A 20919-nucleotide genomic window follows, 5' to 3' on the forward strand; every position below is an offset into this window, starting at 1 on the left:
AATTGTGCGAAGTTACTTAAAATTGATTGCTCTTACAATCCACATCCTTCAGGAGGAGCTGATTAGGGTTAAATCTGACAAATAGCTAACCCTCGTCGCAATATTTCCTATATATTTTACGTATATTTAGGCAGTAATCCACCATATTTCTATGAAGAAACTCCTCGTCCCAACTGATTTTTCAGATAACGCCTTTCTTGCCGCACAGTATGCTGCGGAGCTCTGTAGAAAACATAAATACAGTTTACACATCATCCATTTTTATACGGCAAGCTCTTCGGCTTTTGCGGACAATGAGCTGACGGAGGAAACCGAACACACCGGTGTATTGAAGGCCGACATAACAATCAAGGCATGGGCCGAACGACTGAAACAACAGTATCCGACAGTGTTGATATCTTTTCATAACGAACGCGGGTTGCTTGACGAAGCGCTGGCCAAGGAAGCATCGCGCGATGGATACGCTGCCATTGTGATGGGCACTACAGGTGCCACGGCCGACAAAAATATATTCTGGGGTAGCAACACCGCTTTGGTAACGACAAAATCACCTATTCCGGTGATTGCCATTCCAAACCGACCCTTTGCCGTGGACGTCCAAAAAGTTGGTCTGCTTACCAATTTCAACCAGGAGGAACTGCTGACTCTACAGGAATTTGCACACACCTTCAAAGAAACCTTTGACCTCAGCCTTATCCATGTGTTTAAGGAAAGCGAATCCGCTTCATCGATCCACGATCGGCTAGATTCATGGTCTTTCAATGTAGAAGAGTTTTCCGCTGTTCGTCATATCGAGAAGCTTGTAGCCCCGGTGGTTAAAGACGACAAAGATTTAGATACTATACCAGAGGTTGTTGCCCAACTTATCGAGGAAAACCATATCGATATGATCTTAGTATCCAAAAGTCGAAAAACCTTTATCGAACGTCTTTTTACCGGTTCGGTATCAAAGGCTATTGCCCTTGATCTCCAAAAACCGGCTTTCTTTGGAAAAACCATTTAACACCTTTTGTCATGAAAAAAATATTGATTCCCGTAGACTTCTCTGAATATTCGCAATGTGCGGTAGATTATGCCTGCCAACTGATTATTGCGAACGAAAGTCAACAAGAGTTGGATTTAGTGCATGTTTTCACCAATCAATCCAACCTGTATGTCAACCGACAATTGAGCCCAGATTTGGTAGACCCTCAGGTAGAAATCTCCAAAAAAGAGATGAAAAAGCTGAAGGAAATTATCCATATCAAATACCCAAATATCGTATGCCACGAGATCTTTAAATCTGGAAATCTATTTGAGGAAGTTAGCAAGGTGACCGCTACCTTTGCTTATGACGCCGTCATTATGGGTACCAAGGGAACTTCTGGTCTGGAAGCCATCTTTTTGGGCAGCAACACCTACGATGTTATCCTCAATACAAAAACGCCGGTCTTTGGCATTCCTAAAAATTCCGATAAGTTTAAAAAAGATCGTATAGGCCTGCTCTGCAACTTTAAAATTGCTGAACTCGAGGCTCTGCAACAGGCGATCAAACTATTTGGCAAAGACTTTGAGCTCATTTTGATCCACGTCAATAAAGAGGATAAGGATATTAAGGCTATTGACGCTCAATTTAAGCAATGGATTGACGAGATTATTGCACAAACCGGGATAGATAATATTTCCTATACGGTGAAGGCACAGGTACTGTACAATCATGTCGTAGAGAATATTTCCCATGCCATCAACAATGCGCTGATCGATGAGCAGATTGATATTATGCTGGTCACAAAAAGTAGAAAAAGCTTCTTCCGTCAAATTGTTGGCGAAAACATAGTACGAAAACTCGCCTACCAAATGACCGTTCCGACATTGTTTGCACGCGTTCACGCGAAAAGTTAGCATTCCGAAAACAAGCCCCCTGCACATAACGATTTTCACATTACCTATGTGCAGGGTTCATACACCATCAGTCCGATCTCCCTTCTGTTCGTGGATTTCCATGTCATATAGCGACTACAAAATTTGGTCTATAACAGAAATTTTATTTTAAGTCATTTTTTTGGCAAAACAATTGCATAAGGTTGAACATACATTTAACAACGTTTAACAATTTGTACATGGGAAACTTTAACTCTAAAAGAAACGTCGCCTTTTTAGGCTTGTCGTTCATGATCGGTAGTTTGACTGTTGCACAGGCGCAGAACAGAACGACCATTGAAGGCACTACACCACTAGGGCCAGAGACGCAGTACCGCACTTGGTCTATTGGTGTCAATGCAGGTTTATTAAACCAAAGCAACATTTTCGGATTCAACCAAGATGGATTCAACAAATTGGAGCATAATGTGGGTTACAGTGCCTATATCAAAAAACAGATTTCACCTTCATTTGGCATCAAAGCACAATATCTAGGTGGTAAGGTTGGTGGCATTAATGAAGATGCGATCACGGGCGAGATCTCTGCTTTTGAAACGAAGATGCCTTGGTCTGGCGCCATATCTGGAGAGTGGACGATGGCCAACACCAACTGGCGTTTCTTCAACAGTATTATCAAGCCCTATGCGGCAATTGGTATCGGTGCTCTAAATTTCGAAACCAGCACCACTATTGGAGACCAAATGACTACAGCGGAAAGCCAAACGAAACTGTATGTTCCTGTGGATTTCGGATTTAAATTTGCCGTTGCCAAAGGCATCAACTTGGATCTTGGCTACCAACTGAACTGGGCAAACCAAGATTTTGATGGAAAAGCAGGCGGGCAATACAAAAATGACCTGTTCTCCTACGCACATGCAGGCATCGAGGTTGCGCTGGGTAGCGGATCAAAACCGACATTGAGCAACTCAAATCCTGTTGCCACTTTAGTCAATGATTATACCGCTAAGTATGATGATCTAAAAGCGGAACGTGATGAGCTTGTTGCAGCCAACAATGCATTGAAATCACAGATGGAGACCTTAAACCAAGAGTTGCAGGACGACGATGGTGATGGCGTCGCAAACCGTTATGACAAATGTCCTAATACACCTGCAGGCGTTAAAGTGGACGGATCGGGATGTCCGCTTCCAGAAATGAAGAACGAAACTCGGGTAATCGAAAAAATTGTTGTTACCGAAGAGGATCGAAAAGTTGTCGATGAGGCGATTAAAAACCTTGAATTTGATTTAAGCAAATCGACCATCCGTTCGACATCTTTCCCTTCATTGAACAGCGTTGCGTCTTTGCTTATCGAGAAGAACTTCAGCTTGAAGCTAGCGGGCCACACCGACAACACCGGTTCTATGCAAATCAACATGCGTTTGTCGAAAGAGCGTGCGGAAGCTGTAAAAGCATATTTGGTTTCCAAGGGAGCCAATGCATCGCGTATTGAGGCTACGGGCTACGGTCCAAATCAGCCTATTGCTACCAATGCAACAGCTGAAGGCCGCCAAGCGAATCGCCGTGTAGAGTTTACGCTTTATTAATAAATAGGCGTTATACATAGCAAAGGGGCATCTTTATCGAGATGCCCCTTTTTTTATTTTCTATGGTTCAGTTAATTAAACATCTCTTCATACTCTTTCTGATAATGCTTTAAGATTTCTTTGCGTTTCATTTTGAGAGTCGGCGTTAATTCGCCACGTTCTATACTAAACTCAGCAGGTAGGATAGCAATCTTCTTAATCTGCTCCCAGTTTCCGAAGTGTTGATTTGCCTTTTTGACGTCTTGATTAACACGCTTGTGGATGGCTGAGCTTGTCAAAAACTGTTCTTTGGGAAGCGCCAACAAGGCAGGCTCGTTCACTTGTGCCCAGTCTTTAAGGTTCCCATAATGGGGAACAATCAAGGCCGCGGCATATTTCATACTATCGCCCACCACCATCGCCTGTTCAATGAACGGAGATTCTACCAGCTTGGTTTCAATAGGCTGCGGCACAATATACTTACCACCCGAAATCTTGAACATTTCCTTCTTGCGATCGATGATTTTCAGAAAACTACCATCCACCCATTTGCCCACATCTCCCGTATAGAGCCAACCGTCTTTCAACACCTCCGCTGTTGCTTCCGGATTTTTGTAGTAGCCCTGCATAATATTGGGACCCTTCACCAAAATCTCGCCGTCGTCAGCCAGCTTGATCTCGACATCCTTAACAGCATTCCCCACTGTCCCAACGCGTATACCTCGATCAAAAAAATTAACCGAGATCAAGGGCGATGCTTCCGTCAATCCATAACCTTCAAAGATCGGAATACGTGCTGCCAACAATACGCGGATAATTCTGGATTGCAGCGAAGCACTTCCCGACACGACGGTCACCAACTCGCCGCCCAAGGCTTCATGAAATTTATCCAAAACCAATCGCCGCGCTAAGCGTAGCTTCTGTCTATACAGTAGACCATTATCGGCCCCGGTAGGATCAAAATCGCTAGCCACCGCAATCGCCCAATCGAAAATCTTTCGCTTTATGCCCGTCAAGGTGGATCCCGTTTTCATGATATTTTCAAAAACCTTCTCCATAATACGCGGCACAGCCGTCATAATATGTGGCTTCACCTCTTTAATATTAGTCGCAATGTGCTCCAATCCTTCGGCAATATGCACGCTGATGCCTATATAAAAGTAGGTGTAGATAACCATACGTTCATATGCATGGCAGGGAGGTAAAAAGGTGAGCGCTCGCGTATAAGCATTTAAGGGTGTTACTTCTCGTGCAGCAAAAACACTGCTGAGTATATTGCCATGTGTGAGCATGACACCCTTTGGCTTCCCGGTTGTGCCCGAGGTATAAACTAAAGTTGCTAAATCATCCCACTGCACCCGATCACGAAGAAGCTGCACCTGCTCATCAGCAAGCTCCTGTCCTATTTCAATCAGGGCTTTCCAATTTCGGGAATCTGCAAATTCGTTGATGGCAAAAATATAATGCAACGCGTAAATGCCGTCTTTCAAATTACATATCCGCTGGTACAACGATTTATCGCTGACAATACAGATCCGTATCTCAGCATCGTTGAAGATAAATTGATAGTCCGCATCCGTAATATTGGGATACATGGCTACCGTGACCGCACCGAGTTGCTGAATAGCAAAATCGATCACATGCCACTCATACCGGCTCTCGGAAATCAACCCGACCCGATCACCCGCTTTAACACCCAAAGCAAGCAATCCCTTCGAAAGGGCAAGCGTTTGCGCTAAAAACGCTGCAGTACTTATCTTTTTCCATTCTCCTTCCTGCTTTACCGCGAACATAGGTAGCTCTGGGTAGAGCTCCAGTTGCCGATAAGCCAAATCAAAAATTCTGCGTGGTTCACTCATAGTTTCATAAGTTGACACGACAGCGCTAACGGCTGTCTCTATTTCAAAAGAAACGTCTTTTGTAGGAAATTGTTCTATCTGTATACGGCCAGCAATGCGAGCCTCCTGCTCCCTATAGTACATAAAAAAGCCAGGCATCCCGAAGAACACCTGGCTTTTGCAAAAAAATGATTAATATTTAGAACGCGTAGTTTGCTTTTTGCCCGAGAAATCACGGAAGCCACCTGAATCACGTCTATCTCTAGAACCACGTCTGTCTCCGCCGCCACGGTTACGATCACGATCGCCACCGCCACGGTTTCTGTCGCCTCCGCGAGGAGGACGTCCGCCACGGCCTTCACGACCTCCTGTAGCTTCTCCAGAAACTTCGATACGTACCTGACGTCCGTTGAAGTCAACGCCTTTGAATTCTTCAAACACCTTGTTCACCTCTGCATCTTCCACTTCGAAGAAGGTAAACACACCTTTCAAATCAATTTTACCGATTGATTTACCAGAAATTTTAGCGGTATTACAGATAAAACCAAGCATGTCTCCACGGCTGAATTCATCTACAGAACCTAAGTTCATGAACAAGCGCGTGTATCCTCTTGACGAACGCATACCACGCTCACCACGTTCTCCTCTGTCGCTATCTCTACGGCTATCACGGGCATCGATATTTAAATCAGGTGCATTTTGATAGTATTCCAAGAAACGATTAAACTCTAAAGAAGCGAAACGTTTGATGATATCCTCTTTGGAAAGATCTTGCATGCTTTCCATAATCTTTGGAATGAATGGTGCGATCTGCTCCTCATTGATATCCACATTGTGCACTTTGTCGATCATTTTGAAAAGTTGTTTTTCACAAACTTCCGCTCCTTGTGGAACTTCTTTCTTTTCAAACGGCTTACCGATAATTTTTTCGATATGACGGATCTTGCTCAACTCTTTCACGTTCACCAACGAAAGGGAGATACCTGTTTTACCAGCACGAGCGGTACGGCCCGAGCGGTGGGTGTAGTTCTCTACCTCATCTGGTAAAGAAAAGTTAATAACGTGCGTTACGTCGTTAACGTCAATACCACGTGCAGCAACATCCGTTGCAATCAACAGCTGTAAGCTACGTTCGCGGTAGCGCTTCATCACCTTGTCGCGTTGTTGCTGCGACAAATCGCCATGCAGTGAATCGGCATTATATCCATCTTTCACTAAAGCTTCTGCAATCTCTTGCGTTTCGATCTTTGTACGGCAGAAAACGATACCGAAAATTTCCGGATAGAAGTCTACAATACGTTTGAACGCCGCATATTTATCTTTAGCCTTAATTAAATAGTAATGGTGTTCAATGTTTGCATTCCCGGTGTTTTTGGTACCTACTGTTAGCTCGAAAGGATTGCTCATATAGTTTTGTGCTATACGGCGTACCTCTTTAGGCATCGTAGCTGAAAACAACCAGGTTTTCTTAGTGTCGGGCGTCTCCGAAAGAATATTGTTTATATCCTCTTGGAATCCCATATTCAACATCTCATCGGCTTCATCCAACACGACATATTTAACGTCGGAAAAATCGATGGCATTTCTGCCGATGATGTCTAACATACGTCCGGGCGTAGCAACAACAATCTGCACGCCGCGACGGATTTGACGCAATTGATCAGAAATGTTGGCGCCACCATAAACAGCAACGACATGTACATTGTCAATGTACTTTGCGAATTTCTCTAAATCTTTTGCAATTTGTAAACACAACTCACGAGTAGGACATAATACTAGTGCCTGTGGGTGTTTTTGAGTAAAGTCAATTAACTCTAATAATGGAAGACCAAATGCCGCGGTCTTTCCTGTGCCGGTTTGGGCTAATCCGACAAAATCGTCGTTACCAGTCAGTAATACAGGAATGGCTTTTTCCTGGATGGGAGATGGTTTTTCAAAACCGATCTCAGCGATGGCATTAACAACTTCATGACGGATTCCCAAGTCTAAAAATGGGTTCATGAAATAAAATATACAATAGGCTCTATTGCCTAAGGCGGTGCAAAGATAGGAAGAATATTTGAAATAAAGAAACGTTTAATCATTTCTGTGTCACAATATGGCACGCGAAATCATTAGTTCACTTGCAATTAGCTACGCCCCGACTTGAGCTGCACACGGCGTGAACGGCGTAGCCTTGATTTTTTGACGGGATAATGGCGCCGTGGCGTCATGTTGTTAAAGATGAGCGCCACCACAAACAAGATTAAGCAGCCCGACAAGACGGGGCTTAAGACATACCAGTACCCCATAGCTGCAATCTTGGTCCCGCTGCTTACCGCGATAAGTGCCGTGGCACCTCCTGGAGGATGCAAAGTACGTGTCACCTGCATAAGGACGATTGACGAGGCTACAGCTAACGGAGCGGTGAGCCAAATAATTTCGGGTAGCAGTTGAGCCACGGTAACACCAGCAATGGCTGATACGACATGACCACCGATCAAGTTTCGCGGTTGTGCCAAAGGGCTCTGTATAGCACCATACACCAAAACCGAAGAGGCTCCAAAGGAGCCTATGAGAAATACGTTTTCCGAAACGGGAAGGTTCAACGATTGCAGCAACGCAATCAAGAAGATACCGACAAAGGCACCAAGGAAAGACCAAAAGTGTTCACGCGGGTCAACAAGTGTTTCCCGGTAAAAAACATAGCGATATACCCGCAGTTGACGCTGTATATGTCTACGCAAAATACCTTACTTTAGATTACGTTGACGAATTGCTTCGTAGATGACGACAGCCGCAGAAACGGATACATTCAACGAGCCAATATCACCGAACATCGGGATTTTCGCCAACTTATCGGATATACGAATCAGATCGTCGGACACTCCGACATCTTCCGCCCCCATCACAATACAGGTTGGCGTCGTATAGTTAACATCATAAATAGAATCTTCTGTTTTTTCGGTACTGACCACGAGCTGTACGCCCGATTCGATCAGAAAACGACCTGTTTTCCCTAAGGAATCCTGCCGACATACCGGGATTTTGTATAAAGCGCCTGCCGATGTCTTTATCGCATCCGGATTGATCTCTGCCGATCCTTTTTTGGGCACGATGATGGCGTGAATACCAGCACATTCCGCAGTACGCGCGATAGCACCCATATTCCGCACATCGGTTACGCCATCGAGCATCAGCAAAAATGGCGTTTCCCCCGTTTCGTAGATAACAGGAAGCAGATCTTCGATATTTTGATAAACGATGGGCGAGATCACGGCAATTACGCCTTGGTGGTTCTTGCGTGTTATGCGATTCAGCTTTTCTACAGGAACCTGCTGAAAACTAATATTACGCTCCTTCAACAATGCTTTGAGCTCTAAAAATAAACTCCCCGTCAAACCGCGTTGCACGAACAACGATTCGATTTCCTTGTCGCTATCAATCGCCTCTATAACCGCACGGATACCAAACACCATTTGATTCGTTTCTCTCCGCTCGCCCCTATCGCGCTGTTGAAAATGTTGCATTATTGAAAAATTAAAACGTGAAATAAAAGGCTTCACCATGTAAGGCACAAACACCCACCAGAAAACACTAGTTGGCAAAGATAAGAAAAATTGCCAACAGTTTCTCGCATTACCTATCTAACAACAGCACAATGAAAATCGGGAGCAAAACGGTTCGATCGGTTGCACTAAACTTAACTCAAGCCTAGATTAAATGCTTTTCGAAGGCTTTCGAGAGCTGGATTTTTGGACAACATCGCCTGGTATTTTTCTTGCGACGTGTAGGGTTTACGTACTTTTGTCAGCTCCACCTGTACGCCCTGTAGATCGATAGAGAAGTTATTCAGCTGCACGCGTAGGTAATTCAAAATATCGATCTTACCAACCTTAAGCTCATCCATCTGCACGGCGTTTTCTACATCGACTTCAATCATAGTGCCCTGCAAACGCGGCGTACTCGATGTCATGATGGTATATAGTGTGACGCGAGTCGTTTTCTTCAGCCCATCCGCAAAGGCATTCCATTTGGAAAGGAAGGCATTCAACGTAACCTCGCTATAGGCATTTCCCTGAACGAGGTCATTCTCTTCAGATTCCTCAGCCTTCTTTTCTTCAAAAATGGTATTGAGATTGGGAATATCGATGGAAGAAGAAACCTTTCCCCATCCTTTTTTGGGAGCAGCCGCAACAGGCACTTCAACCGCCTTCGCAGGAGTAGCCGCTGCTACAGGCTCGGCTTCGCGCCCCACCGGTGTAGACGGAACAGCAGTCGTTGCTGGTTTTACTGCTACCGGAGCAGATATTACCGACTCAGGACGTGCTATGGATTGCTCAGGGAGTTTTTTTTTTACCTCAGTCGACGCTGAGGGAACGAAACTTCCTTGCTTACTCAGTACAATGGCGGCAGACACATGGCACATTTTTAGCAAAGCTAACTCGACCTGTAAACGTTGGTTTTTGCTATTCTTATAGTTGATCTCACATTGATTGGCAATGTTCAATGCAGACAGCAACAAACCGGAGCTCAACGCTTGCGATTGCTCCAAGTACTTGCGCTTTATATTATCACTAACCTCTAAGAGTTTCAAGGTAGCCGGTTCCTTGGCTACCAGCAGATTGCGGATATGTGTTGCCAATCCGCTGATAAAATGCCCGCCATCAAAACCGTTGTTCAGCACCTTATCAAAAATAAGAAGCGTCTGTGCAGCATCTTCCGCTGCAATACGCTCCAACAGCTGGAAATAGTAATCGTAATCCAGAATATTCAGGTTATCGATCACCGACTGATAGGAAATATTTTTATTGGAGAAGCTCACGATTTGATCAAACATGGACAATGCATCCCGCAAACCGCCATCGGCTTTCTGCGCAATGATATGTAGTCCATCTGCTTCATACGTAATCGACTCTTTCTGCGCTATGCTGGCAAGGTGCAAAGCCATGTCTTCCACCTTGATCCGGTTGAAATCAAATATTTGACAACGGGACAAGATGGTAGGTAGTATTTTATGCTTCTCGGTCGTCGCCAAGATAAAGATGGCATAGGAAGGAGGTTCCTCCAAGGTTTTTAAAAACGCATTGAAAGCAGCCTGCGAAAGCATATGCACCTCATCGATGATGTATATTTTATACTTCCCGGTTTGCGGCGGTATGCGCACCTGCTCAATCAAGCTTCGGATATCGTCTACCGAGTTATTAGATGCGGCATCCAGCTCGTGTATACTAAAGGAGTTGCCGTTCTGGAAGGATTTACAGCTATCACAGGTTCCGCAAGCTTCTACATTTTCACGGATATGCTCGCAGTTTATCGTCTTGGCCAAAATACGAGCACAGGTAGTCTTCCCCACTCCCCTAGGCCCACAGAACAGAAAAGCCTGAGCCAGTTGGTTGTTGTGGATGGCGTTCTTGAGCGTACTGGTAATATGCGCTTGTCCCACGACAGAATCGAAGGTTACAGGGCGATATTTCCGTGCCGAAACAATAAAATTATCCATTGCACGAAGATAGCAAGTAAAAATTAAAAAGTAAAAACTAAAAGCTCGGAAAATAACGACCGACGATTCGCTAACGTCGTAAGCGAAGCGCAAAAACGAGCTCCGTTGTCAGAAACAGCGGAGGCTCGTCTGTAATGAATAAAATGAAAAATATTAGATTGAAAACTCTTTAGGAAGATTAGCCGGAGTAGCCTTCTCAGCTGGCCCCAACAGCTTCCACAGGAGGGCAGCAAAGATGGCTCCCATAATAGGTGCTGCGATAAACAACCATAGTTGAGCCAGCGCTTGTCCGCCGGCAAACACGGCAGGACCAAAAGATCGTGCCGGATTAACAGAAGTACCAGTGATTGGAATCGCAACCAAATGAATAAGAACTAAGGTAAATCCGATAGCAAGACCAGCCATATTACTGTTGCCTACGGTAGAAGTTGTTGCTAGAATAACAAAGACAAAAATAAAGGTGAGCAAAACTTCAACCAAAAAAGCCGTTTCCATGCTATACTCATTTTGGTAACCTATCCCCCAACCATTGGAGCCATAAGCCCACTCTCCTGCCGTGAAACCACTCAACTGCCCATGTAATAGTTGCTGTAAGACACAGGCGCCAAGCAAGGCACCTACACACTGAGCCACAATGTAGACCAACGTGTCGCGCCAAGAAATTTTCCCGGCAATCAGTAGGCCTATCGTCACCGCCGGGTTAATATGACAGCCCGAAATACCACCAATAGCATAGGCAAATACGAGCACCGCAAGTCCAAACGCTAACGAAATACCCAGTAGACCCAAGCCCGACAGACCGCCTAAACTATTTGCTCCCGCAACGACAGCAGCGCCGCAACCGAAAAGAACCAAGCCGAACGTTCCTATCGATTCGGCGACAAACTTTGAAGAGGTTTTGATTTCCATAATACCGTTTATAATATATTAATTAAACTATGAGACTCATAAAGAACCGTATCCAAATATAAAATAACAACCATGGTTAACAAATTAAATTTAATAAAAACAAAATAACCACAAAAAGATAGATAAATACTAAATTGAAATAAAAATATCAAAACAAGAAACACAAAAACCTAGAACAATGGACTAAATAAAGGAAGATAAACACAGATCACGATTAAGCCCTAAACTGACAGAATAATAATTCTAAAAACGAGATAAGAAAAAACTAAATCTCATTTCCATTCTTGTAACAAAAAATAGGTTATTTTTGTAAGGATACCGATGAAAAACTTATCTAGCAAACCAACATTTCATCGTTATTTTAACCAGCTGATCGCAAGCACCAAATATATGGCGAATACACCCTTCTTCAGAAATAGCTTATTACTGGCCTTTGTCGTCCTAAAATTCCTTATACAGTACAGCTTAATAAACGCTGATTATGAGCTGCATCGGGATGAGTTTCTCCATATCAATCAGGCTCAACATCTTGCTTGGGGCTATCTTTCGGTTCCGCCGTTTACTTCTTGGATATCGTACCTGATTGGCTTATTAGGAAATAACATATTTTGGATAAAATTCTTTCCGGCTCTTTTTGGTGCACTAACCACTGTCGTTGTATGGAAAGCCATCGAAGCATTAGGGGGGAAATATATGGGCATTACTTCTTGGAGCGAGCTGCATCAGCTTTTCGGTGCTTCTTCGCCTAAATGTACTCTATCAGCCTAATTCGCTAGATGTGCTCTGCTGGACTAGTGTCTACTACTTTTTACTTCAGTACATCCGTAGCAACCAAACAAAATGGCTGTACATCCTTGCTATTGTCTTTGCCATAGGCTTCTTAAACAAGTACAATATTGTTTTTCTTTTTCTTGGTATCTTACCAGCCATCGGCCTTAGTTCGGCGAGGAAGCTTCTTTACAACGGTCATTTTTATGGCGCATTATTACTGGCCTTGTTACTAGTATTCCCGAATTTACTTTGGCAATACCAGCATCGCTTCCCAGTATTCCTGCACTTAAGGGAACTTGCCGAAACACAGCTGAGTCATGTAAACCGTTGGACCTTCATCACTTCACCTTTCCTTTTTTTCTCGGGTTCACTTCTTGTACTACTTGTTGGCCTATACGCTTTGGCTAGACAAGATGGATGGCGAAGATACCGGCTTTTCCTATGGTCGTTTATTTTTACTTTTGCGCTCTTCGTTGCGCTTAAAGCGAAAGACTATTATGCTATTGGCTTGTATCCCATTTATTTCGCATTTGGGGCCACCTATATAGGTCGTCTTTTAGCTGATAGCAAATGGTACTATTGCACTGCCGTGGTCTTGTTACCCATTGTTTTCTTTCTGCCCATATACGATGTTGCTTTCCCAAACAAAACACCGGCATACATTGTCACACACCAAGATGCGTATCGAAAATTAGGCCTATTACGATGGGAAGATGGTAAAGAACACAGCTTGCCCCAAGATTTTGCAGACATGCTGGGGTGGAAAGAGCTTGCAAGAAAAGTAGATAGCGTATATCTGCAGCTCGGAGCACCCGAACATACCTTGGTGTTATGCGACAATTATGGACAAGCAGGCGCCATCAACTATTATTCATCCTGTGGCGTTCAGGCTGTTTCCTTCAATGCCGACTACATCAACTGGTTTGATTTGGAGAAGGACTACAAACATCTGATCCGGGTAAAAAACTCGCATGAAGAACTGGAAGAGATGCGACAAACAGGCCCATTATTTCAACAATCCGTCGTTGCAGCGCACATCCAAAACCCTTATGCACGCGAATATGGCACTGTTATCTTTAGCTTCCGTGATGCCAACGTGGACATCAACCAACGCATACGCAACGAACTACTAGCGCAACCGACCTATTTCAACAAACAATGACAACACACCCCTACACGGCTGTAGCGATGCGTTGTTTTAAGCTTCAGCCGCCAGCTTTACCTTTCCAAGGTCTGTTTGCGATCGGGCCCAGTTGAAAGATAAGCAATAGGCACATGTAGCTCATTTTCCAAAAAGCTGATATAAGTTTTTAATGCTTCAGGAAGACCTTTATCGTCGGTCAAATCCGAAATATCCTCTTGCCATGCTGCAAAGCGACGGTATATCGGCTGCGCTGTGCAGCCTGCGTCATGCGTAGCAACATAGTCCAGTGTCTCCCCTCCATCATCACTGTAAGAAGTACATACGTCGATATAATCGAGACCAGATAGCACATCTGCTTTGGTCATAATCAGCTTATCAACACCGTTGATCATGATCGCATAGCGTAAGGCCGGCAGATCCAACCAACCAATCCGCCGCGGACGCTTCGTGAAGGAACCAAACTCCCCGCCCTGCAGACGGATATGATCGGCAAGTTCGCTTTGAAGCTCGGTGAGGAACGGGCCGCTACCTACACGTGTACAATAGGCCTTAAAGACGCCCATCACCTCGCCAACATGCTTGGGCGCCACGCCCAATCCTGTGCATACCGCTCCCGCCGTAGTATTGGAGGATGTTACGTAGGGGTAACTTCCATGGTCTATATCCAGCAAGGTTGCCTGCGCGCCCTCAGCCAGCACTTTCTTCCCATTGGAGAGCATCTTGTTAATAGTCCATTCTGCATCAACCAACGGAAACTGTTTCAAAATATCGATATGCTGCATAAAATCAACTAAAAAGTCATCAACGGAAAGCTGAACGCCGTAGCGATCCTCCAACAGCTTGATATGCTCACCAAACAGCTGGCTCACGCAATTTTCGAAATCAGGACGCTGGATATCCGCAACACGCAATCCCCTTCTTAGCATCTTATCAGAGTAAGCCACTGCAATACCTTTTTGTGTGGAGCCGATCTTGGCGTCGCCAAGGCTTTCCTCTGCATATTTATCCAACAAGGCATGGGTAGGCAGTAACAGGTGGGCCTTTTTAGCGATTAGCAACTTTTGGTTGTCGATGACCGGGTAGCCCATGGCAGTCAGCATATGGATCTCCCGAGCGAATGATACCACATCCAGCACCACGCCGTTTCCAATAATATTGATAATTTTCGTATTTAGGATCCCGGAGGGGATGCTGTTGAGCACCACCTTTTTGCCTTCAAAAATAAGGGTATGCCCAGCATTGGATCCACCATGGAAACGCGCTACCGCATCATAGTGCGCAGCAAGGGCATCTACAAATTTACCTTTGCCTTCATCACCCCACTGAAGGCCCAACAATACATCTACTTTCATGTTATTCTTTTTTATAACACAAAACTGTTGCTTTTCCGATGAAGCACCATTGTCAATTGGCAAAATCGAAAACTATTTTACCTGCCTTCGAATACGGCTTAATGAGGAGGGGGTTATTCCTAAAAAAGATGCCAACATCGATTGCGGAACGCGGTTGCCGAGACCGAGATAATGATCGAGAAAATTAAGATAACGCGTGTGGGCATCTTGCACCAACATATTACTGGCCATCTTCATCTTATTCTCCAACACCTGCGCGTTAAGCTTCGCAAAAATGGCCGACCAGCCAACTATTGATGTCTCCAGGATTGCAAAATCAGCTCGGTTTAGCGTAAGCAATGTACAATCAGTGATGGCTTCGATATATTCCAATGCCGGACTTTGGTCCAAATAACCATTCACGTCGCCAACAAATCGACCTTCGTATATAAAGTAACGTGTGAAATCATTGCCCAACTTGTCATAGTAGCAAGAGCGACAAACACCATCGCTGATAAAACCTAGCCTTGCGCATACACGGCCGGACTCGACGAAGTATTGACCTTTTTCAAGATAAAATGGTTGGATCAAGCTGGCAAGCAAGTCCTTATCAGCTACCGTGAGATGACCGTATTTTCCGAGATAAGCGAGTAGTTGCTCCATGTTTTAAATACACGAATGTGTATCCCCGTAGCCATTGCCATTTGACAAAAAAAATCCCATGTCTCACGACAGGGGATTTTCCAACAAAATTTAATTTCAAGTATCATTTCAACGTATAAACAACGCTGTTTGGTATAATTTCGTTTTATCTATCACACTTTTTTATTTAAAAAAAGTTACCATCCTATGCGCTCGCCTGATAGGGCAAGCCTTAGCCAATCACCTTTGCCGCATCACGTAGCACCTTTATTTCATCGTGGCCTTGCTTAATTTCCAGACCTTGTTTCATCACAAGCGAAAGCGCTTCGCCCTTCAGCGCAGCATGATCTAGCGCTGCTTTGTAGGCGGCTTTTATGGCATCTTCTCCACGCTCGGCCTCGTTAAGCACGGCCAACCTATCGGCTCCGGTAAAAAGCGTCTTGATATCGATCCATGCACGATGCAAGGTGCTGGTCACACTACCCCCTTTTTCGGCTTCAGCTCCCTGCTGCCTAACGAATTCGGCTAGTTCAGCGGCAAACTGTCTGCTCTGTTCACTATAATGCTGAAATACGGCTTTCAAATCCATATTACCCTCTTCCATATCGGCGATAGCTTTATCAAAGCCCGCCACACGATCATTATTTATTTCGATCAATTCGTTTAAAACGGCTATATTTTCCATAGTAATTTCATTTGTTCTCCGTATAGCAATACAAAACAAAGACCATAAACAATCGTGTTTACCCCTAATCATAAGGCACATATACGCTTTTTCGTTCGTATTAATCGCTCGTTACATGTTACTTGGCCAATGCGCTATTTTCAAAAAACAGTTATCATTATGCTGTTCGGCAAAAGAATAGCATTTCAGGAAACTTAAATAGCTTTTGGAAGTTCTCTTAAAAACAAATAAACGCGTATGTCAACAGTTATAAATAAAACAGGAGCGGAAGAAGTTGCCTTAAATCTTGTCGATTACGGCACAGGACAACCTATTATATTGATTCACGGATGGCCATTGAGCCACAAATCTTGGGAACAGCAGATCCCTGCCCTCGTGGCGGCAGGCTACCGCGTGATCGCTTACGATCGGCGCGGCTTTGGCGATTCATCGCGACCTTGGGATGGCTACGACTATGATACGTTGGCCAGTGACCTGCATGCTATTATTGAAGAACTGCAGTTGAGCGATGTTATCTTAGCTGGGTTTTCCATGGGCGGAGGCGAGGTTGTGCGTTATATTACGAATTATGGTGAAGCCAATATCGCTAAGGTAGTTTTGATATCTTCGATCATCCCTCTGGTGAAGCAACATACCGACAACCCGGATGGCGTTCCGTCTGAAAAGTTGGAAGAAATTGCCCAAGCCTTGCAAGACGACCGCGTGGGATTTCTAAAAGGATTTCACGAGCAGTTTTACGGGGTCGACAAAGATGCAAGCGCGGTATCGCAAGGTCAATTGGATTACGACTTTAGCATTGCTGCACACGCTGCACCACAGGCCACCGTCAAAGCTGCCGACGCTTGGGCCAACACGGATTTCCGCGCAGAATGTGCGGGCATTAGCACACCAACCTTAATCATCCATGGCAAGAAGGATGCAACAGTACCTTTCGAAACGGCCGCTCAACAGGCGCATCAGCTTATTGCCAACAGCCTTTTAGTTACATATGATGATGCCGCGCATGGCTTAAATGTTACACATGCAGCGCGATTAAACGAGGACTTAATCGGTTTTTTGAAAACCTAATATAAACGAGCCTAGAACAGCATTCGCTGACCACCATTATCTAGGAGGTGTTTTCCCGGGGAGCTTTTCCAAGCAGATGGGGAGACACCTTTTTTTAACAAATTGACATCATTTGTTAAAAAAACTGATATGCCGAAATCAATATAACATGGCAGGTATTGTTCAAATCTGCCATTTCCGACTAGTAAGATGAAACATCCGACGGAAAATGAAGAGCATCCAACCTAAGCGGCAAAGTAACTTACGTATCTTGCAAACCTTCCAACGGTAAATCATAGGTATCCTACGGTAGCGAGAAAGCATCCGACGGAAAAGAGAAAGCATCTGACGGGAAAGCTGGAGTATCCTACTGAAAAGACAAAGTATCCAACGTAAAATATGCTTCATCTGACGTAAATGTTGTAGCATCTGACGTAAAATGTATTGTATCTTACCGTTAGACAACATCATCTTACTAGTCCGATGGCTTGCCGCACCTATCCGACAATGTTCCGACAGGGTAGTCCTGGTTCTCGGCAGTTATCCCCACTTGTTGCCGTATATACCACAAGTCTTCCTCAAGGTAAAGATATGTTGCGTTCAAGTTTGGCAGATGGTGAATACTATTCTTTGGATTGCGCTTGGGGGAGGGAGGCTTTAGAAACATGATCTCCAATATATCTTGGCCTTCCGACAATCTTCCGTACTATGCAGTAAGAATGTAATTAGATGACTAAGTGACAATTGATGTTGGTGATATAGTGAAATGCTGATAAGGTGACATAGTGATAAGGTGACGATTGATTGCGGTGATCTAAAGGTTCCGCTTATCGCACTACGCTATACGCTCTACCATGAAAAACTATAACGCTTCAATATCTGTAACAGAAAGGCCTGTAACTTTAGCAATATCAGCAACAGAAAGTTCCATTTTTTTGAGTTCTAGTGCTATCGCCATAGCCTTCCGCCGTTCACCTTCTTCTAAACCTTCTTCCCTTCCTTGTTCCAATCCCCGCTCTAAACCTTGTTCTCGTCCTTGTTCTAAACCTTTTTCCAAACCTTCTACTAAACCTTGCGCCAAACCTCTCTCTAAACCCTGTTCTAAACCTTGTTCCCGTCCTTTTTCTAACCCTCTTTCTAAGCCTTGCTTCAAGCCGTTCTCAATTGCATCTGCTAGATCCAGCTCTTGAGTTTCACGAATGGAGAAGGCATCCCATTTGCGTTTTAAACTTACATCATACATATTTCTTTCCTCCTTATTTAACTGTGTGTAGGCAGCGATATCAAACAGTCGCTCAAATATAGGCTTCCGTAGATAGACCGAAAGTTTTTTCAGCTTAGACATATTCTTCAGCACATAAAGCCACCGATCGAGATCCGTCTGTAATTCAACCTCTTCCTTATCAAATTTAACTAATTCTATGTAAGTATATCCCAATTGTTTATAAAAAACTTTTCCCGTATTTGTATCACACAGCCCGATTTCGTGAATATAACGTCCATCACCGTCGTGATCGGGCATCGGGAATCCATCTAACAACACAATAATGTATACTTCGCCGATTGCATAGTTCCAGCCAAGGCGATTACCTTTGGGCGCCATATCGGCAATCAGTTTGCTCCCATAATATAACATCCGACGTTTCAGATTTCGCTGCATACTGCGCTGCACCTCAATCAGGAACGTTTCCCCACTGTCCGTCGTGCACACTAGGTCGAAGATCACTGTGCCTATATCTTCGGCTTCACCTACATGCTCGTTCTTCCCGTAGTGAAAGTCCGCTATATGTTTGCGCCCGTGGAACAACTCGTTCAAAAAGGACTTTAAAAATTCCTTGCTCGTCTCCGATCCAAAGATTCGCTTAAAGCCGAAATCCGTCGTCAAATCAATGAACTTAGGAGCATGCATCGTTATTTATATTTGGTTTCAAAGCCAAAGTTAAGGACGTTCTTTGGGAGTAGTCGGTTGTTAAACGGATATAAACGTTTAAGTTCGGTTAAAAAAGGTGATGTAGTGACATAGTGATAAGGTGATATAGTGACGGAATGACGAGCTGATCGCGGAAATCTCTATAGTTGTCGCTATCCTTATCTACACACTCTGTACTCACTACTAAGTACTTTCTTGTCCCTAAGCCCGGGACGGGGCGATACTTTTGTAGGGCAAAAGTATCCAAAACCATGTCGCGAATTTTTGTTGCATCCTTGTGGGACAGTGCAGAGGCAAATGTCTACAGACGCAACAAAAATAAGGCGACCTTCGTGTTAATATTAGGTAGGTGCAGTAATTGCATAGTTTGTGAATTTAGTGACGAGGTGACATAGTTACGAAGATCACAGCGATAACTTTAGGATTTACCGCGACCTTATCGCATTACTCAATACGCATTACGCACTACTATAAATAGCGATCGAAAAGCTACATCATACGGTAACCGTTTAACGCAACTCTTCCAGTCTCCTTCCAAGTGCTGGGAAACAAAGAACATGTTTAGGGAATCGAGGGATGGACAAAGCCTAGAAATTATGTCGGAATCGCATCCAAAGCGATTTCGACGTTATTTCAGCTTTACCAAACATGTTGCTTTGTGCGCGCCGGACTTGCGCGAGAGGGCATCTGAAGGAGACGAAGGCTTTTGAGCACTTTTGGCTTTCAAAAGTGCTACCCTGGCGTGGCGAACGGCGGAAGGGTTTAAGGGATGGGATGATAAGGTAAGGTAGTAATAGCGGTGATCTTTAATTTAGCGCTACCCTTATCTACATACTCCGTACAAAATACTAACTACTATTCATCGGCTAACGGTGGAAAGGATTTGACAAAATCTGCAAATTTGGGGATTGCAGAGATGAATATGTAGATCAGCCCACGGCGGAAACCTGCCATTTTTGACAAGTAAGATAAAGTAAATGACTTTAACTTTACGCTATCCGATAGAAAGATTATAGCATCTTACTTAAAAGATAACGCATCTGACAGTAAAAAGAAACCATCTTACTGTCATGTAAAAGCATCCAACAGTAAAAAATAAGCACCCGACAATAAAAAGAGTGTATCCGACTTAAAAAATAACGCATCTGACATAGAAGTTGACTCATCCTACAGCAAGATGTAGCCATCCGACTTTAAAAATAGTTCATCTTGTTGTCGGATGAAATCAAACTACTAGTCGGATGAGTCAAACTTCTTTGCAAATATGCCAACGGATAGGTAAGGACAAATCCTTCGCTTTAACCTACTTTCGTCTAATGCACGAAGCAGATTTTCTTCAAAATAGCCACCCGTTCAGATTAAGCGCATTGGTTTGAGAATCTTCTTCTTTAGATTGCGATTATACGTGGTCTCCGTCATATTCATTAGCTTCATTACATCTTGCTTGCTGTATATCTTCCACTCGGCCAAGGGCGGTTTATCGATAAATGATATTGCAACTATTTTCTGTAGCGCATCATCAATGTCGCTAAGCTGCATGACATCAATATCTATATATTTTCTCATAATCAGTCAGTTCTTGTACAACAGGGTTTTATCGAAAGTTGAGCATACCATTTCGAATTGTTACTGGTTACGGCTACGCTATTCTTATCGCAATACCCATTGCGCAATACTCTTTTTCCCTTTCAGGGACTGGTTCGTCCCTAAGCCCG

General features: G+C 44.0%; 17 protein-coding genes. 6 read left to right on the top strand and 11 right to left on the bottom strand.

Annotation, left to right across the window (positions count from 1 at the left end; genetic code table 11):
• The first annotated feature begins 151 nt into the window (after nucleotides 1-151).
• The 3 genes from SCB77_RS06385 (at nucleotide 152) to SCB77_RS06395 (ending at nucleotide 3446) form a co-directional block, all read left to right on the top strand.
• Entirely contained in the window at nucleotides 152-1003 is an 852-nt protein-coding gene (locus SCB77_RS06385; protein WP_320185597.1) for a universal stress protein, read from the top strand.
• 11 nt (nucleotides 1004-1014) lie between these two features.
• Complete coding sequence (locus SCB77_RS06390) at nucleotides 1015-1881, top strand: universal stress protein (protein ID WP_320185598.1); 867 nt, start codon at nucleotides 1015-1017, stop codon at nucleotides 1879-1881.
• A 218-nt stretch (nucleotides 1882-2099) separates the two neighbouring features.
• Entirely contained in the window at nucleotides 2100-3446 is a 1347-nt protein-coding gene (locus SCB77_RS06395) for an OmpA family protein (RefSeq protein ID WP_320185599.1), read from the top strand.
• A 71-nt stretch (nucleotides 3447-3517) separates the two neighbouring features.
• On the opposite strand, the gene SCB77_RS06400 is transcribed toward SCB77_RS06395, so the two are convergent.
• The 6 genes from SCB77_RS06400 to SCB77_RS06425 all read right to left on the bottom strand — a co-directional run bounded on the left by SCB77_RS06400 (nucleotide 3518) and on the right by SCB77_RS06425 (nucleotide 11654).
• Entirely contained in the window at nucleotides 3518-5284 is a 1767-nt protein-coding gene (locus SCB77_RS06400; protein ID WP_320185600.1) for an AMP-dependent synthetase/ligase, read from the bottom strand.
• 171 nt (nucleotides 5285-5455) lie between these two features.
• Complete coding sequence (locus SCB77_RS06405) at nucleotides 5456-7264, bottom strand: DEAD/DEAH box helicase (RefSeq protein ID WP_320185601.1); 1809 nt, start codon at nucleotides 7262-7264, stop codon at nucleotides 5456-5458.
• A 128-nt stretch (nucleotides 7265-7392) separates the two neighbouring features.
• Nucleotides 7393-7989, bottom strand: a complete 597-nt coding sequence (locus SCB77_RS06410; RefSeq protein WP_320185602.1) for an HPP family protein — start codon at nucleotides 7987-7989, stop codon at nucleotides 7393-7395.
• 6 nt (nucleotides 7990-7995) lie between these two features.
• The gene (gene rlmB / locus SCB77_RS06415; RefSeq protein ID WP_320185603.1) at nucleotides 7996-8772 is read right to left on the bottom strand and encodes a 23S rRNA (guanosine(2251)-2'-O)-methyltransferase RlmB; all 777 of its coding nucleotides are present in this window, start codon (nucleotides 8770-8772) and stop codon (nucleotides 7996-7998) included.
• A gap of 173 nt (nucleotides 8773-8945) precedes the next feature.
• Nucleotides 8946-10745, bottom strand: coding sequence for a DNA polymerase III subunit gamma/tau (locus SCB77_RS06420; protein WP_320185604.1), 1800 nt, complete (start codon nucleotides 10743-10745; stop codon nucleotides 8946-8948).
• 153 nt (nucleotides 10746-10898) lie between these two features.
• The gene (locus tag SCB77_RS06425) at nucleotides 10899-11654 is read right to left on the bottom strand and encodes an MIP family channel protein (protein WP_320185605.1); all 756 of its coding nucleotides are present in this window, start codon (nucleotides 11652-11654) and stop codon (nucleotides 10899-10901) included.
• Nucleotides 11655-11975: 321 nt separating this feature from the next.
• Here SCB77_RS06425 and SCB77_RS06430 point away from each other — a divergent pair, with 321 nt between their 5' ends.
• The gene (locus SCB77_RS06430) at nucleotides 11976-12422 is read left to right on the top strand and encodes a hypothetical protein (protein WP_320185606.1); all 447 of its coding nucleotides are present in this window, start codon (nucleotides 11976-11978) and stop codon (nucleotides 12420-12422) included.
• Nucleotides 12388-13587: a glycosyltransferase family 39 protein gene (locus SCB77_RS06435; protein WP_320185607.1), complete on the top strand. Its 1200-nt coding sequence runs from the start codon at nucleotides 12388-12390 to the stop codon at nucleotides 13585-13587. The genes SCB77_RS06430 and SCB77_RS06435 overlap by 35 nt, the downstream gene beginning before the upstream one ends.
• Before the next feature lie 56 nt (nucleotides 13588-13643).
• On the opposite strand, the gene SCB77_RS06440 is transcribed toward SCB77_RS06435, so the two are convergent.
• The 3 genes from SCB77_RS06440 to SCB77_RS06450 form a co-directional block, all read right to left on the bottom strand.
• Complete coding sequence (locus SCB77_RS06440; protein ID WP_320185608.1) at nucleotides 13644-14921, bottom strand: adenylosuccinate synthase; 1278 nt, start codon at nucleotides 14919-14921, stop codon at nucleotides 13644-13646.
• 72 nt (nucleotides 14922-14993) lie between these two features.
• Nucleotides 14994-15563 carry a Crp/Fnr family transcriptional regulator gene (locus SCB77_RS06445; RefSeq protein ID WP_320185609.1) on the bottom strand — a complete coding sequence of 190 codons (570 nt, stop codon included), beginning with the start codon at nucleotides 15561-15563 and terminating at the stop codon, nucleotides 14994-14996.
• A gap of 211 nt (nucleotides 15564-15774) precedes the next feature.
• On the bottom strand, nucleotides 15775-16227 hold the full coding sequence (locus tag SCB77_RS06450; protein ID WP_320185610.1) for a ferritin-like domain-containing protein: 453 nt from the start codon (nucleotides 16225-16227) through the stop codon (nucleotides 15775-15777).
• A 237-nt stretch (nucleotides 16228-16464) separates the two neighbouring features.
• Between SCB77_RS06450 and SCB77_RS06455 the strand changes: the two genes are divergently transcribed.
• Nucleotides 16465-17295, top strand: a complete 831-nt coding sequence (locus SCB77_RS06455; RefSeq protein WP_320185611.1) for an alpha/beta fold hydrolase — start codon at nucleotides 16465-16467, stop codon at nucleotides 17293-17295.
• 841 nt (nucleotides 17296-18136) lie between these two features.
• On the opposite strand, the gene SCB77_RS06460 is transcribed toward SCB77_RS06455, so the two are convergent.
• Both SCB77_RS06460 and SCB77_RS06465 read right to left on the bottom strand, forming a co-directional pair.
• Nucleotides 18137-19183: an Rpn family recombination-promoting nuclease/putative transposase gene (locus SCB77_RS06460; protein ID WP_320185612.1), complete on the bottom strand. Its 1047-nt coding sequence runs from the start codon at nucleotides 19181-19183 to the stop codon at nucleotides 18137-18139.
• A gap of 1374 nt (nucleotides 19184-20557) precedes the next feature.
• Complete coding sequence (locus tag SCB77_RS06465) at nucleotides 20558-20770, bottom strand: hypothetical protein (RefSeq protein ID WP_320185613.1); 213 nt, start codon at nucleotides 20768-20770, stop codon at nucleotides 20558-20560.
• Between the last annotated feature and the right edge of the window lie 149 nt (nucleotides 20771-20919).

The organism is Sphingobacterium bambusae, assembly GCF_033955345.1.
GTDB classification, from domain to species: Bacteria; Bacteroidota; Bacteroidia; order Sphingobacteriales; family Sphingobacteriaceae; genus Sphingobacterium; species Sphingobacterium bambusae.